Origin of the sequence: Mycobacterium sp. G7A2 (assembly GCF_041902445.1) — a bacterium.
Taxonomy (GTDB): Bacteria; Actinomycetota; Actinomycetes; order Mycobacteriales; family Mycobacteriaceae; genus Mycobacterium.
Genome location: NZ_CP169251.1, coordinates 3527510 through 3542789 on the forward strand (window position 1 = coordinate 3527510; position 15280 = coordinate 3542789).

A 15280-nucleotide genomic window follows, 5' to 3' on the forward strand; every position below is an offset into this window, starting at 1 on the left:
CCTGGGTAGTCATCACTAAACCTAGGGTGTTCCATCTAAGTATAGAAAACCCTACCCAGCAGTGAGGCTCAGGAGGACAGATGACCCAGTATTCCGATCGCGACGCCGTGATCGTCGGAGCGGTCCGCACCCCGGTGGGCAAAGGCAAACCCGGCGGGGCACTGCACGACGTCCTGCCCGCCGACCTGCTGGCGCACAGCCTGCGCGAGCTGACCACGCGCACGGGCGTCGACCCCGCCGCGGTCGACGACGTCATCGCCGGCGCCGTCACCCAGGTCGGTGACCAGGCCGCCAACATCGCCCGCAATGCCTTACTGGGCGCCGGATTCCCGGAGAGCGTGCCCGGCACGACGGTGGACCGTCAGTGCGGTAGCAGCCAACAGGCCGTCAGTTTCGCGGCCCATGGTGTGCTCGCCGGCGCCTACGAGGTCGTCATCGCCGCCGGTGTGGAGTCGATGAGCCGGGTGCCGATGGGGTCCTCGGTGCTACCGGGCAGCAACCCCTTCGGTGCCGGCATGGCCGCCCGCTACCCCGAGGGGCTGGTCGCACAGGGCATCAGCGCCGAGTTGATCACCGCGACATGGAATCTGTCGCGCACCCAGCTGGACGAGTTCTCCGCCGGAAGCCACCAGAAGGCGGCGCGGGCGACCAAGGACGGGCTGTTCGACGCCGAACTGGCCCCGATCGCGGGGCTGGCCACCGACGAGATCATCCGCCCGGAGACCACGGTGCAGACGCTGGCAGGGCTGCGACCGGCGTTCCACAGCGACGCGATCGCCGCCCGCTTTCCCGACATCACCTGGGCGATCACCGCCGGCAACAGCTCGCCGCTGTCGGACGGCAGTGCCGCGGTGATGATCACCAGCGGGGCCGCGGCGCGGCGCCTCGGACTGCGACCACTCGCGCGCATCCACACGACGGTCGCCGTCGGGTCGGATCCGCTGTACATGCTGACCGGCGTCATCCCGGCCACCGAGAAGGTCCTGGCGCGGGCTGGGCTGTCGCTGTCCGACATCGACCTGTTCGAGGTCAACGAGGCGTTCGCACCGGTGGTGCTGGCGTGGGCACACGAGACCGGGGCCGATCTGGCCCGCACCAACGTCAACGGCGGGGCCATCGCGATCGGGCATCCGCTGGGAGCCAGCGGCGCGCGCATCATGACGACCTTGGTCAACGCGCTCGAGCAGCGCGGCGCGCGCTACGGTCTGCAGACCATGTGCGAGGCGGGCGGCATGGCGAACGCGACGATCATCGAGCGCCTCTGAACGTGCGGATCCGGCGCGTTGGGCGACACCCACGGTGCCCCGCCGCGCCGGATTCGGCCGTCAGTCGCGCGTGAGCTCGAACAGCGGTATCGCGCGGGAGGTCTTGGCTTGGTACTCGCCGAACTGCGGCGCCTTCTCGACCACCCGCGGATACAGCGCGTCCCGCTCGCCGGGCGGCAGCTCGTGGGCTTCGGCATCGAACGACTCGGTCCCGATTTCGGCTCGCACCTTCGGTTGCGCACGCAGATTGTGAACCCACGCAGGAGCTTTCGGCGAACCTCCGAAGGAACCAGCGATCAGGATCCGGCCGTCGACCTCGAAGTACACCAGCGGAGACACCCGCGGCTGCCCGGATTTGGCGCCCACGGTGGTCAACAGAATCAGGTCGGAGCCGGCGAAGGGGCCGCCCACCCTTCCGCCGTTGGCCCGAAATTCTTCGACCACTTGGCGGTTCATCTGGTCGAGAGCATTGCGGTCGGCAATGAGGTCATCTGAGTTGAATTCGGTGTTCTCACTCACACCGAGACCAGACCACGACAGGCGCGCTTCTATTCCCGGGTGAGCTCGAACAGCGGGATGACCCGCGTCGTCTTGGCCTGGTACTCGGCGAACGCCGGGGCCATCTCGGTCACCTTCGGGTAGGTCGCGTCCCGCTCGCCGGCCGGTAGCTCGCGCACGGCGACGTCATAGGCGTCGGTCCCGACCTCGATGCGCGCGCGGGGGTGGGCCCGCAGATTGTGCACCCAGGCCGGATCCTTGGGCGCGCCGGCGTAGGAGCCGATGATGATCATCTTGCCGTCGACGGTCAGATACGCCAGCGGGGAGACACGGGGCTGACCGGATTTGGCACCGGTGGTGTGCAACAGCAGCAGGGTGGCGCCCTCGAACGGGCCGCCCACCACGCCGCCGTTGGCGCGGAACTCGTCGATGATCGCCTGGTTGAAATCGGCCAACGCGGAGCCGTCAGGTGTGGTCACGGCTTTTCCGACGCCTCGGGCTTGGCATCTATTCCGGATTCCTTGCGCTGCTGGGCGGTGATGGGCGCCGGCGCATCGGTCAACGGGTCGACGCCGCCGCCCGACTTCGGGAACGCGATGACTTCGCGGATCGAGTCCATCCCGGCCAGCAGCGCGACGATGCGGTCCCATCCGAACGCCAACCCGCCGTGCGGCGGCGCGCCGAAGGTGAATGCGTCGAGCAGGAAGCCGAACTTGTCCTGGGCCTCGGACTGGTCGATGCCCATCATCGCGAAGACGCGCTCCTGGACGTCTCGGCGGTGGATACGGATCGAACCGCCGCCGATCTCGTTGCCGTTGCACACGACGTCGTACGCGTCGGCCAGGGCGGACCCCGGGTCGGTGTCGAAGGTGGCCACCGACTCCGGCTTGGGCGCGGTGAACGCGTGGTGCACCGCGGTCCACGCCCCCGAGCCGACGGTCACATCCCCGGCGGCGGTGGCCTCGTCGGCCGCTTCGAACAGGGGCCAGTCCACCACCCAGGTGAACGCCCACGCCTCGGGGTCGATCAGGTCGAGACGCTTGGCGATCTCGATGCGGGTGGCGCCCAGCAGCGCGCGGGCCGACTTCGCCGGCCCGGCAGCGAAGAACACGCAGTCCCCCGGTGCGGCGCCGACGTGGGCGGCCAGACCGGCCCGCTCGGCCTCGGACAGGTTCTTGGCGACCGGGCCGCCGAGCTCGCCGTCGTCACCGACCAGCACATAGGCCAGACCCTTGTGCCCGCGCTGCTTGGCGAACTCCTGCCAGCCGTCGAGCGTGCGCCGCGGCTGGGACGCACCGCCCGGCATCACCACGGCACCGACGTAGGGCGCCTGGAACACCCGGAACGGGGTGTCGGAGAAGAACTCGGTGCATTCCACCAGTTCGACACCGAAGCGCAGATCCGGCTTGTCGGTGCCGAACCGGCGCATGGCCTCGCCGTAGCTGATCCGTGGCAACGGCAGCGGCAGGTCGTAGCCGATCAGCGCCCACAGCGCGCGCAGGATCTGTTCGGAGACCGCGATGACGTCGTCGGCCTCGACGAAACTCATCTCGAGGTCGAGCTGGGTGAACTCCGGTTGACGGTCGGCGCGGAAGTCCTCGTCGCGGTAGCACCGCGCGATCTGGTAGTAGCGCTCCATGCCGGCGACCATCAACAACTGCTTGAACAGCTGGGGGCTCTGCGGCAACGCGTAGAAGCTGCCTGGCTGCAGGCGGGCGGGCACCAGGAAGTCGCGGGCGCCTTCCGGGGTGGAGCGCGTCAGCGTCGGCGTCTCGATCTCGACGAAGTCGTGGTCGGCGAGCACCGCCCGCGCGGCGGCGTTGACCTTGGAGCGCAAGCGGATCGCCTGCCCGGGGCCGTCGCGTCGCAGGTCCAGGTAGCGGTACTTCAGCCGGGCCTCTTCGCCCGCGGTTTCGTCGAGCTGGAACGGCAACGGCGCGCTCTCCCCCAGCACCGTCAACGACGTCGCGTTGACCTCCACGTCGCCGGTGGTGATCTCGGGGTTGGCGTTGCCCTCCGGACGGATCTCCACGACCCCGGTCACCGCGATGCAGAACTCCGAGCGCAGGCGGTGCGCCGACGTCAGCACGTCACCGTCGCGGAACACCACCTGCGCGACGCCGGACGCGTCCCGCAGATCGATGAAGATGACGCCGCCGTGGTCACGTCGGCGGGCCACCCAGCCGGCCAGCGTGACCGTCTGTCCGGCGTCGGCGGACCGCAGCGAGCCGGCGGTGCGGGTGCGCAGCACGAGGAACTCCTCGAAGTAGGGGGTTGCAAACGACTGCTCAGTCTAAGGGGCGGCGACAACCCGCCTGACGCGACAGCTATGGTGACCTGTCAACCGGGAGTGGAAGGGTTGACAGCATGGCCAAGCGGCATCCCTGCACGAGGGTCGGCCTGGACTTCGTCGACTCCGCGCCCTACCGGTTCGTCAGTGCCGTCGATCTCGCGATCACCCCGGAACAGCTGTTCGAGGTGCTCGCCGACGAGACGTCCTGGCCGCACTGGGCCAGCGTCATCACGAAGGTGACCTGGACCAGCCCTGAGCCGCGTGGCGTCGGCACCACCCGCACGGTCGAGATGCGTGGCGGAATCACCGGCTACGAGGAATACCTGGTCTGGCAGCCGTTCACCCGCATGGCGTTCCGCTTCAACGAGTCCACCACCGGCGCGATCGCGGCGTTCGCCGAGGACTACCGGGTCACCGAGACCGCGGCGGGCTGCCGGCTGACCTGGATCATGGCGCTGGAGCCCAACGGTCCGGTGGGTCGGTTCGGTCTGTTCACCGGACGCCCGGTGATGGGCTGGCTGTTCCAGCGTTTCCTGCACAATCTGCGTGCCTACACCGACGAGCGCTACGCCACCGCGCAGGCCTAGATGTACTGCCCAGGCAGGTTGGTCAACCTTGTGATGGGTGGGACCTTCCCAATTGCTGAGTGTTGCCGGTGGTGATTGTAGGTATGCAGCCATGCCGGTAGTGCAGATCGCCTCGCCCGTTCGTTGGGGTAGAAGCGGGCGAAGGCCCATTCGGCGGTCATGCTGCGGTGAAAGCGCTCGATCTTTCCGTTGGTTTGGGGTCGGTACGGTCGGGTCCGGCGGTGTCTTATGCCGAGGTCGTGGCACGCGTGGCGCCATGCGTGGGAGCGGTAGCAGCCGCCGTTGTCTGACAGCACCGCTTCAACGGTGATCCCGCGCTCGGCGAACCACGCCACCGCACGGTGTAGGACCGCGACAGCGGTATCGGCTGTTTCGTCGTCATGAATCTCGGCGTAGGCCACGCGAGAGTGATCATCGATGACGGTGTGTACGAAGGCATGCCCGAGCAACGGCTGGCGGTGTCGGCTGCGGTTGACCCCGGTGGTCAGGTGTCGATTCTTCTTGCCCTGAGAGCGGCCGACGAACCGCCAGCCGCCGCCGGTAGGGATGTTCCCCAGCTTTTTGACGTCGACATGGATCAAAGCACCAGGGCGATCGTGTTCGTATCGCCGGATCGGCTCACCGGTGCGTACGTCGATACAGGACAGACGATTCAGCCGACACCGCACCAGCACTGCATGCACGGTCGAGGCCGGCATCGACAACCTCGACGCGATCGCCAGCGGCGAGAGGCGGTGACGCCAACGCAGATGAACGATCTTGCGCACGAGCACCTGCGGTGTGCGATTCGGGCTGTGATGAGGCCGGCTGGAGCGGTCGTTCATCCCGGCGGCACCCATCGCCAAGTAGCGGGTTGCCCATCGTTTGGCCGTCGGCCAGGACACGTGGAAGTGCTCGGCGGCCCGAACTACTGACCAGCCTTCATCGACGATCAGACGCGCAAGCAACAACCGGCCGCGCGGAGTCAACACAGCGTTAGCGTGGACCATGAAGGTCTCCCGTTCGTTGAAGTGAAGTGGTAGCAGCTCCACTCCACGACGGGAGGCCTTCGCCAATCAACGACCGCTACAGCGAGTCGTCACACTTCTTCAACCAACCTGCCTGGGTAGTACACCTAGAAGGCCGGGCAGACCCAGCACACGGGCAGGCGCCCGGAGCACCGCGCCGGACTAGTACACCGAGGCCCACGCCGCGCGGCGCGGTCCGTCCGGGTCGGGAGCCATCACGTCACGGGCCGAGTCGATCAGCCGGGTCAGCCGCTGCGGGGTCCGGTACACCGGCCAGTGAGCATCGTCGACGCTCGGGGTATCACAGGCGAAATCCAGCCAGGCACGCTGCATGCGGCGGCCCACGGCGGGCTGGAAGCGCCGGCCCAGCGGGTGCAGTTTGCGGCCGATGAACGAGGCGTAGCTGTGCTGGATGTGCACGATCTCGCTGCCGTGGGTGGCGCCGAGACCGAGCATGCGCAGGCTCACCCCGACGTGGTCGAAGCGGTACATCCGGGTCGGCGCGTATGCGCTGTACGCATCGGCGAACGCCCACGCGGGACCGCCGAACATCACATCGGAGCCGATGGCCAACAACGCGCTGCGCCGTGGGTAGCGCGGATAGGCCTGCAGCACGGACTCTTTGACCTCTGGCCCGGTCCGGTCGAAGTACGCCTCGACGGACGCCTCGGTGGTGGGCAGCATCGGCGGTTTGGTCCAGGCGAACATCGAGGCCTCGTGACTGTTGGTGCCGATGATCAGGGGCACCTGCGTCACCTGCCCGGCGCGCGCCGCGTCGATGGGGTGACGGGGCAGCAGTTCGGTGCCGTGGGTCAGCCCGTAGGCCAGCGTGGGCGTGGTGGCGGCGCTCTCGAGCTGGACCATGCCCGCGGCGCGGCGCAGCCGGCGTTGAGGCAGCTCCTTGACGCGGTCGACGGGCACACCGAGACGAGCCAGGAAGGCGTGGGCGCGCTGCGCGCGGAGCTCGCGGTCGGCGATCAACGGCAACGCCGGGCTCTGCGCAATCGCGCGGTGTATCAGTCCCCGGGCAGCGGGGCTGGCCAGCAACGCCAGCACCGAGGTGCCGCCGGCGGACTCGCCGAACACCGTCACGCGCTGAGGGTCGCCACCGAACGCGGCGATGTTGTCGCGCACCCACCGCAGCGCCGCGATCTGGTCACGCAACGCCAGGTTGTCGTCGAATCCCTCACCGAGATCACCGAGCTCGAATCCGCCGAACACCCCGATCCGGTAGGTGAGGTTGACCACGACCACGTTGCCGTTGGCCGCCAGCCGCGACCCGTTGTACAGCTGGAACTGCCCGGCGCCGTAGACGAACGCGCCACCGGGGATCCACACCATCACCGGCAGCGACGCCGTGGTGTCGGGCGACCACACCGTCAGCGTCAGACATGCCTCGTCGCGCACCTTGGGGTCATCGCGCCCACCGCCGACGAACGACTTCGTCTGCGGCGGCAGCGGGCCGTGTTCGCGAGCGTCCCGGATGCCCGACCACGGCTTCAACGGCCCCGGCGCCTGGAACCGACGCGGCCCGACGGGCTGCTCGGCGTACGGCACGCCCCGCCACACCCCCACGCCGCCTTCGGTGTCACCCCTCAGATCACCCGATGGGGTGCGCACGACGGTGGGATGTCCGGCGACGACAGGCACGCAACGAATCGTAGTGTGCAAAGCTGAACTGGCCTGGCTGCCAGGCCGGTGAAATGGGGTGATGCGATGACCTTCAACGAGGGCATGCGGATCGATACCAGCACCACGTCCACCAGCGGAGGTGGGCGTGGGCCGGGACGCGGGATCGCGATCGGCGGCGGGCTGGGCGGGCTCGTCATCGTCGTGGTGGCGCTGCTGCTCGGTGTCGACCCCAGCTCGGTGATGTCGCAGCAGCCTCAGCTCGACACCCAGGGGGTGGACGCGCAGGGCTTCGACCTGTCCCAGTGTCAGACCGGCGAGGACGCCAACGAGATCGTGCAGTGCCGCGTGGTGGCGACGGGCAACTCGGTCGACGGCGTGTGGGCGCAGTTGATGCGCGGATACACCCGCCCGGCCATCAGGCTGTTCAGTGGGTCGGTGAACACCGGCTGCGGCCCGGCCAGCAGCGAGGTGGGCCCGTTCTACTGTCCCGTCGACCAGACCGCCTACTTCGACACCGATTTCTTCGACGTGTTGGTCGACCAGTTCGGCTCCAGCGGCGGGCCCCTGGCGCAGGAGTACGTGGTGGCCCACGAGTTCGGCCACCACGTGCAGAATCTCGAGGGGGTGCTGGGCCGCGCCCAGCGGGATCCGAAGGGCGCAACCGGTGCGGGGGTCCGCACCGAACTGCAGGCCGATTGCTATGCGGGCGTGTGGGCCCACCACGCCGCGATCACGAGACAGGAGAGCACCGGGGTGCCGTTCTTGGAACCGTTGAGCGACAGAGACATCGCCGATGCGCTGTCCGCGGCGTCCGCGGTCGGGGACGACCGCATCCAGCAGTCCGCCACGGGCCGGGTCAGCCCCGAGTCATGGACGCACGGCTCCTCCGAACAGCGACAGAAGTGGTTCACCATCGGCTACCAGACCGGCGACCCGGCCAGGTGTGACACCTTCGCCACCAACAACCTTGGGTAGGACGCCCACGGCGGTCGACGCTGTCGCAGACCGCTACCTCGAGACCTCTGCCGCCCTGGATCCCTGCGAGGCAACCGAATCGGGCATCGCCGGCTACGACGACCAGATCACCGACTACTCCCCCGACGGGGTGGTCGCCCGCGCGGAGGCCGCGCGCACGGCTCTGCGCGAGCTGGACGCGACCGCTCCGGCGGACGCCGCCGACACCGTCACCGTCGCCGCGATGCGCGAACGCCTCGGCGTGCTGCTCGATCTGCACGAGGCCGGCCTGGATCTGGGCGAGCTGAACGTCATCGCCTCGCCATTGCAGACGATGCGCGATGTGTTCGACCTGATGCCCACCGACACCGAGGAGGACTGGGCGACGATCAGCCGCCGGCTGGCCCAGATTCCCCAGCGTGCGGCGGGATATGCCGACGGCCTGCGCGCCGCGGTGTCCGCGGGCCGGGCGCCGGCCGCCCGCCAGGTCAGACGCGGCATCGAACAGTCGGGGCAGATCCAGGAGTTGTTTGTCCGGATGGTCGCCGAGGCAGCGCCGGGCACCGCCGCGCTGCGCGACGAACTGCACCGCCACGCCCAGGAGGCCGCGAATGCCTACGCGGGATTGGCGCGCGTGCTGCGCGAGGACGTCGGGCCGCACGCCCGCGACACCGACGGCTGCGGACGCGAGGCCTACCAGGTGTTGTCCCGCAGCTTCCTCGGCGCCGCGGTCGACCTCGACGAGTCCTACGAGTGGGGATTGGAGCTGCTGCGCGGCATCGTCGCCGAGCAGGACGCCATCGCCGATCGACTGTATCCCGGCGCCACCGCGGCCGAGGCGCTGCGACGCCTCGACGGCGAGCGCCGCTACCTGATCCACGGCACCGAGGCGCTGACACGGTGGATGCAGGATCTGTCCGACCGCGCAGTGGAATCGTTGGCCGACACGCACTTCGACATCGCCGAACCACTGCGTCAGCTGGAGTGCCGCATCGCACCGACCCATACCGGCGGCATCTACTACACCGGGCCCTCGGAGGACCTGTCCCGGCCGGGCCGGATGTGGTGGTCGGTGCCGCTGGGGGTGGACACCTTCCACACCTGGCAGGAGACCACCACGGTGTTCCACGAGGGGGTGCCGGGGCATCACCTGCAGATCGGTCGCGCGGTGGTGTTGGGTGATCAGCTCAACCGCTGGCGCCGCATGGGGTGCTGGGTGTCCGGACACGGTGAAGGGTGGGCGCTCTACGCCGAACGCCTGATGGCCGAACTCGGTTGGCTCGACGACGCAGGCAACCGGATGGGCATGCTGGACGCGCAGCGGTTCCGAGCCGCCCGGGTGGTCATCGACATCGGCGTGCACTGCGGGCTGACCGCGCCCGACGGCGGAACCTGGGACGCCGAGCGGGCCTGGGCGTTTCTGCAATCGCACAGTGCGATGGCCGAGGAGAATTTGCGGTTCGAACTCGACCGCTATCTCGGCTGGCCCGGCCAGGCACCCTCCTACGCCATCGGTCAACGCATCTGGCAGCAGCTGCGCGCGGATATGCTGGCACGCGGGTTGTCGCTCAAGGACTTTCACAGCCGGGCACTGGATCTGGGGGGTCTGCCACTGGAGGTGCTGCGTTCAGCGTTGCTGACGCAGCTCTAGAGTCGTGAGTGCTCCTTGATCGCGGCGTCGGTGGTGCGCAGCGGACGGATCAGGGCGTCCTGGGTGAAGGAGGCGATCAGATCGCCGGCTTCGGTGTGGACCGCTCCTCGGACATAGGACATTCCGGCGCCGACCTGGGTGCTCTCGTGGCCGTAGAGAAGCCAGCCGTCCCAGCGCACGGGCTCGTGGAAGCTGACCGACACCGTCATCGGCGCCGTCGAGACCGTGAGATGTGCCTGACTTGTCCCGATCCCCTCGTGTGCCCGCATCGTGGTCGAGATGCCCAGGTGGCCGGTGAAGTACGCGATCAACGCCTTGGCCAGATCATCTCGGGTGGGGATGGGGTCGTAGTGCAGCCAGGCGAACAGCTCGGGTGGCCCCACCTCGTCGGGACTGTTGACGTCCTGCACGTCGACGAGCCGAAGTTGCCTGCCCACCATCGGCATCGGTGATTCGTGGGCCTGCGCGGGCTCGGCGACCTGCGGCCTGGGCAGCTGGTGGCGGATCACGTCGGCGGTCGGCACGTCGGCCAGGATCGTCGCGGTGATGACGCGTTTACCGTTCTGGGTGGCGGTGACGACCGCGGTGGCCGTCGAGCGGCCCTCGCTGATCACGTCGATGCCCAGCTCGACCGGTCCGGCGTCGACCAGCACGGCCCTCGCGAACACCGCGGAGGCCGAGCGGATCGACTTTTCCGGAAAGCGTTTGGCCGCAGCGACGATCGAGGCCGCCAGGATCTGGGTTCCTTCGACGACCTGGCGCTCGTCGGCGCCGGCCAGCCCGGTCTCGACGGTGTAGGTGTCCGGGCCGGTGGGCTGGGCGTCGAACAGGTCGAGCAATCCCTGCACCGTCCACTGGGTGTCTGCCGCATCGGTTGTCATGTGCTCTCGCCTCCACTCGGTGTGCGTCGAGACGGAACCCTAACTGAGCCCGGCCGAGGGCGGTAACGTCATTACCAATCGATTCTCGGACGGCGAGGGGTGACCGGTCTATGGCCGCACGTAGCGCGAAGGCGCAGGCGGGCCGGTCTGCGGGCACCGACGCCGAGTCCCGCGCGAACCGCTTCATGCGTTCGGCCCTGGGGATTCTCGGCGAAACCGGTCGAACCGACTTCACGGTGCTGGAGGTCGTCGAGCGTTCCAAGACCTCGTTGCGGGCGTTCTATCAGCACTTCGCCACCAAAGACGAGCTTCTGCTGGCGCTCGTCGAACGCATCATGGCCGATGCCAGCGAGCGCTGGCGGGCCGAGACGGCCGCGCTGCCCAGCGCGGAGGCGCTGCACACCCTGATCCGGCGGATCAGTGCCCCCGCGGAGTCGAGCACCCAGGACAGCATCAATCGGGGGTTGACCTACTACAACGACCACCTTCTCGAGACGCGGCCCAAGGAGTTCGCGAAGGTTCTGTCGCCCCTGCACGGCCTGATCACCGACATCGTCCGCCGCGGCATCGCCGAGGGCGCGTTTCGCGCGGATCTCGACGTCGACACCGACGCCGCGATCCTGATGCAGACGGTGCTCGGCGCGCTGCGGCTGCGCGATCTGGGCAGCGAGCTCAACGGTGTGCCCATCGACGGCGACCACGTCTACGCGTTCTGCCTGCGCAGCCTGCAGGCCGACCCCCAGAACGGCCCCTGAACAGCCCAAATCCACACTGAAGCACTTCTGGCGGCGTTACACCGCAGCGTGGTAATGTCGTTACCACTAAAGCGGTAATGGCATTACCAGTATGCGGAAACCAGGAGCGACATCATGCCCTCACGCGATCTCGACTATCCGGTCTTCGACGCCGACAACCACTTCTACGAGCCCAAAGAGGCGCTCACACAGTTCCTGCCGGACAACCGCAAGGGCGTCATCGACTACATCGACGTCAAGGGCCGCACCAAGATCGTGGTGCGCAACCACATCAGCGACTACATCCCCAACCCGACCTTCGAGGTCGTCGCCCGTCCCGGCGCGCAGGAGGAGTACTTCCGGCACGGCAGCGGCGGCAAGAGCTACCGCGAGGTGATGGGCAAGCCGATGAAGGCCATCCCCGCGTTCCGCAACCCCGAGGCCCGCATCGAGGTTCTCGACGGGCTCGGCCTGGACTACACGATCATGTTCCCGACGCTGGCCAGCCTCGTCGAGGAACGGCTCAAGGACGATCCGGAGTTGATCCTCGACATCGTCCACGCGCTGAACCAGTGGATGTACGAGACCTGGCAGTTCGACTACGAGGGCCGGATCTTCTCCACCCCGGTGATCAACCTCAGCATCGTCGACCGAGCCCTCGAGGAACTGCAGTGGTGCCTGGAGCGCGGCGCCAAGACGGTCCTGGTGCGACCCGCGCCGGTGGCCGGTTTCCGCGGAACCCGCTCGATGGGGCTACCCGAGTTCGATCCGTTCTGGGACGCATGCGTCAAGGCCGGCATCCCCGTGTGCATGCACGCCTCCGACAGCGGCTATGCCCAGTACCTCAACGACTGGGAGCCCGCCGACGAATTCCTGCCGTTCAAACCGACGGCATTCCGCATGGTGGCGATGGGCAAACGCCCGATCGAGGACACCATGGCCGCGCTGGTCTGCCACGGGGCGTTGACCCGCAACCCCGACCTGCGCATCCTGTCGATCGAGAACGGCGCGTCGTGGGTGCCGTACCTGTTCTACCAGTTCAAAGACGTCTACTCGAAGATGCCGCAGGAGTTCCCCGAAGATCCGATCGAGGCCTTCAGACGAGGAGTCTACGTCGCGCCGTTCTGGGAGGACGACTTCAAGAAGATGGCCGAACTGTGTGGCATCGAGCGCATCATCTTCGGCTCCGACTGGCCCCATCCCGAAGGGCTCGCCGACCCGATCAATCTGGTCGGCGACCTGGAGGCCCAGGGCCTCGACGCCGAGGGTATCCGAAAGGTCATGGGTGCCAACCTCGTCGAGCTGTTCAAGGTTCCCAACAAGAAGGTTCACAAGCCCGACGTGCCCGCCCTCGTCATCGCCTGACCCGTGAGAGGCTGATCAGCACCCATGACCGACACCGCCCACCCGGAACAGATGCTGTTCGCCTCCACGACACGAGGGTTCCTCGAGAAACAGGCCTCGCTGTCCCATGTCCGGGAACTGCACACCTCGGGTGCTTCCTTCGAGCCGCAATGGTGGCAACGCGCCGCCGAACTCGGCTGGGCCAGCCTGCTGGTGCCCGAAGAGCTCGGCGGGGGCAGCGTCTCCGGCGACGGCCTGGCCGACCTGGCACTGGTCGCTCAGCAGGCGGGGCGCTCGGTGGCACCGGGTCCACTGCACCCCGTCAGCACCGTCCTCGCCGGGCTCGTCGACGCCCCTGCAGGGCATGAGGATTCGATCGAGGCCCTGGTCTCTGGCGCTTTGGTGGCCTCGTGGGCCGTCTATGAACCCGGACGCCCGTTCACCCCCGCACACCACGGCATCGCGACCATCGCGACCAGAACCGAGTCGGGTTACCGGATCGACGGAGTCAAGGACCGCGTCGAGGCCGGCACGCAATGCGGTGCCGTGCTGGTGGTCGCGGCGTGCGACGGCACGCTCCGGCAGTTCCTGGTGCCGACCGACACCGCCGGCGTGACAGTCACCGGCCAGGAATCGGTGGATCTGGTCAAACGCCATGCGCGCGTGGAGTTCGACGCCGTCGAGGTATCCGAGAGCGCCGCCGTCGGCTCCGCCGAGCAGACACCCGCCCTCATCGAACGTCAGCGCCAGATCGCGCTGGTGCTGCAATGCGCCGAACTGGTCGGCATCCTCGACGCCGTTCTCGAGATGACCACGCAGTGGCTCTTCGACCGGCACAGCTTCGGCCGTCCGCTGGCGTCCTACCAGGTGCTCAAGCACCGGGCCGCGGACATGAAGATGTGGTTCGAGGCGTGTCGCGCCACCACCGCGGCTGCCGTGACCGCGGTGTCGCAGCGCAGGCCCGACGCGACGACGTTGGTCAGTGTCGCCAAAGCCTATGTGGCCGAGCGCGCCCCGGTGATCATCCAGGACTGCGTTCAGCTGCACGGCGGCATCGGGGTCACCTGGGAACACGACCTGCACCTGTTCCTCCGCCGGGCCGCCCTCAATCGCGCGATGTTCGGGTCGCCGGAAGACCACCACCGCGCCGTGTACGCACTGAGCAGAAAGACGCAGGCATGACCGAGACCGTTACTGCCGGCGAGAAAACCGAAACCGTCGACGAATTCGCGGCGCGGGCACGGACCTGGCTGGCCGACAACATGCCCTCCATCGACCCGGACGATCCGCCCTTCTCGGTGCGCGCCGAAGCCGCCTCCTGGGAGCGCGCCAAGGAACTCCAGAAGCGGCTGTATGAAGGCGGTTTCGCCGGAATCTGTTTTCCCCGCGAGTATGGTGGGCTGGGCCTGGACTTCGCGTACCAGCGAGCCTTCAACGCCGAGTGCCGCGCCTACGAGATGCCGCTGATCCTCAACACTCCCTCGTTCACGATCTGTTCGGCCACGCTTCTGGACATGGGCAGCGAGGAGCAGAAACGTGCGCGCATCTCGGCGGCGATCCGAGGTGAGGAAATCCTCGTCCAGCTACTCAGCGAGCCGAACGGCGGATCCGATCTGGCGGGGGTGATCACCCGCGCCGACCGCCACGGCGAAAGGTGGATCATCAACGGCGCCAAGACCTGGAGCACCAGCGCATTCGCCGGTGACTACGGCCTGATGCTGGCCCGCACCGACTGGACCGTACCCAAGCACCAGGGTTTGACGATGTTCCTCGTGCCGCTCGATGCGCCGGGCATCACGATGCGCCGGATCAAGGAGGTCAACGGCAACGAAGAGTTCTGCGAAGAGTTCTTCGACGGCCTGGAGTTGGGCGACGACGCGGTGGTCGGTGAGGTCAACGACGGGTGGACCGTCGCCTCGCGGCAGCTGTTCCACGAACGACGGGCGGTCGGTGGCGGCTCGGAGTTCGCCAGCGGCACAGGTGCCGAGAATGCCAGCGAGATGCCGCCCAATCACGTCGCACTGGCCGAATCCACCGGACAGGGCGATGATCCCCGGATTCAGGACCTCGCCGGCCGTGCGTTGGTACGCAGGCTGGTAAAGGAGCACCTGATCGAGCACGTCTTCCGCGGGGTCTCCGACGGGTCCCTTCCACCGACCTCAGGCACCCTGATCAGGTTGTTCCACGCTGAGACCACGGAGTTGGAGATCGACACCGCTCTGACGATCGCCGGCACCGCCGGCGTCGTCGACGACGGCAGCGGGCTGCTCGACGTCGGGGTGCGGTATCTGTCACGCCAGACCGGATCGCTGGGTGGCGGCACATCGGAGATGGCGCGCAACGTGATCGGTGAACGCATCCTGGGGTTCCCCCGCGAGTTCGCCGCCGACCGCGGTGTCCCCTTCAACGAGGTCAAGCGCAACAAGAGCTGACC

At 67.9% G+C, this 15280-nt stretch carries 14 protein-coding genes; 8 read left to right on the plus strand and 6 right to left on the minus strand.

Annotated features, from left to right (window positions below; genetic code table 11):
• Window positions 1-80: 80 nt before the first annotated feature.
• Window positions 81-1265, plus strand: coding sequence for an acetyl-CoA C-acyltransferase (locus ACEWX3_RS16735; protein WP_374157124.1), 1185 nt, complete (start codon window positions 81-83; stop codon window positions 1263-1265).
• 60 nt (window positions 1266-1325) lie between these two features.
• Here the strand turns inward: ACEWX3_RS16735 and ACEWX3_RS16740 are convergent, their stop codons facing one another.
• From ACEWX3_RS16740 to aspS, 3 genes are all read right to left on the minus strand, one after another.
• A complete protein-coding gene (locus ACEWX3_RS16740; RefSeq protein WP_207066504.1) occupies window positions 1326-1721 on the minus strand; it encodes a nitroreductase family deazaflavin-dependent oxidoreductase in 396 nt (131 codons plus the stop codon).
• A gap of 92 nt (window positions 1722-1813) precedes the next feature.
• Window positions 1814-2242 (minus strand): nitroreductase family deazaflavin-dependent oxidoreductase, encoded by a 429-nt coding sequence (locus tag ACEWX3_RS16745; protein WP_374157125.1) that lies wholly within the window; start codon window positions 2240-2242, stop codon window positions 1814-1816.
• Window positions 2239-4014: an aspartate--tRNA ligase gene (gene aspS, locus ACEWX3_RS16750; RefSeq protein ID WP_374157126.1), complete on the minus strand. Its 1776-nt coding sequence runs from the start codon at window positions 4012-4014 to the stop codon at window positions 2239-2241. Before aspS ends, ACEWX3_RS16745 begins: the two co-directional genes overlap by 4 nt.
• Before the next feature lie 116 nt (window positions 4015-4130).
• On the opposite strand from aspS, the gene ACEWX3_RS16755 reads away from it, so the two are divergent.
• Window positions 4131-4643 carry an SRPBCC family protein gene (locus tag ACEWX3_RS16755; protein ID WP_374157127.1) on the plus strand — a complete coding sequence of 171 codons (513 nt, stop codon included), beginning with the start codon at window positions 4131-4133 and terminating at the stop codon, window positions 4641-4643.
• Here ACEWX3_RS16755 and ACEWX3_RS16760 read toward each other — a convergent pair.
• Entirely contained in the window at window positions 4640-5632 is a 993-nt protein-coding gene (locus ACEWX3_RS16760; RefSeq protein ID WP_374157128.1) for an IS481 family transposase, read from the minus strand. The two genes, ACEWX3_RS16755 and ACEWX3_RS16760, sit on opposite strands and share 4 nt — an antisense overlap.
• Window positions 5633-5812: 180 nt before the next feature.
• A complete protein-coding gene (locus ACEWX3_RS16765) occupies window positions 5813-7300 on the minus strand; it encodes a carboxylesterase/lipase family protein (protein WP_374157129.1) in 1488 nt (495 codons plus the stop codon).
• A gap of 66 nt (window positions 7301-7366) precedes the next feature.
• Here ACEWX3_RS16765 and ACEWX3_RS16770 point away from each other — a divergent pair, with 66 nt between their 5' ends.
• Together ACEWX3_RS16770 and ACEWX3_RS16775 are read left to right on the plus strand one after the other, a co-directional pair.
• A complete protein-coding gene (locus tag ACEWX3_RS16770) occupies window positions 7367-8257 on the plus strand; it encodes a neutral zinc metallopeptidase (protein ID WP_374157130.1) in 891 nt (296 codons plus the stop codon).
• A complete protein-coding gene (locus tag ACEWX3_RS16775) occupies window positions 8250-9887 on the plus strand; it encodes a DUF885 domain-containing protein (protein ID WP_207066473.1) in 1638 nt (545 codons plus the stop codon). Before ACEWX3_RS16770 ends, ACEWX3_RS16775 begins: the two co-directional genes overlap by 8 nt.
• Here the strand turns inward: ACEWX3_RS16775 and ACEWX3_RS16780 are convergent.
• On the minus strand, window positions 9884-10768 hold the full coding sequence (locus tag ACEWX3_RS16780) for an acyl-CoA thioesterase (protein WP_374157131.1): 885 nt from the start codon (window positions 10766-10768) through the stop codon (window positions 9884-9886). The genes ACEWX3_RS16775 and ACEWX3_RS16780 overlap by 4 nt on opposite strands.
• Window positions 10769-10878: 110 nt before the next feature.
• Between ACEWX3_RS16780 and ACEWX3_RS16785 the strand changes: the two genes are divergently transcribed.
• The 4 genes from ACEWX3_RS16785 to ACEWX3_RS16800 all read left to right on the plus strand — a co-directional run bounded on the left by ACEWX3_RS16785 (window position 10879) and on the right by ACEWX3_RS16800 (window position 15278).
• Window positions 10879-11523, plus strand: coding sequence for a TetR/AcrR family transcriptional regulator (locus ACEWX3_RS16785; protein WP_374157132.1), 645 nt, complete (start codon window positions 10879-10881; stop codon window positions 11521-11523).
• Between the two features lie 114 nt (window positions 11524-11637).
• Window positions 11638-12867, plus strand: a complete 1230-nt coding sequence (locus ACEWX3_RS16790) for an amidohydrolase family protein (RefSeq protein WP_221357082.1) — start codon at window positions 11638-11640, stop codon at window positions 12865-12867.
• Between the two features lie 24 nt (window positions 12868-12891).
• Window positions 12892-14028 carry an acyl-CoA dehydrogenase family protein gene (locus ACEWX3_RS16795; protein ID WP_207066477.1) on the plus strand — a complete coding sequence of 379 codons (1137 nt, stop codon included), beginning with the start codon at window positions 12892-12894 and terminating at the stop codon, window positions 14026-14028.
• Window positions 14025-15278, plus strand: a complete 1254-nt coding sequence (locus ACEWX3_RS16800) for an acyl-CoA dehydrogenase family protein (protein ID WP_374157133.1) — start codon at window positions 14025-14027, stop codon at window positions 15276-15278. Before ACEWX3_RS16795 ends, ACEWX3_RS16800 begins: the two co-directional genes overlap by 4 nt.
• The last annotated feature ends 2 nt before the right edge of the window (window positions 15279-15280 follow it).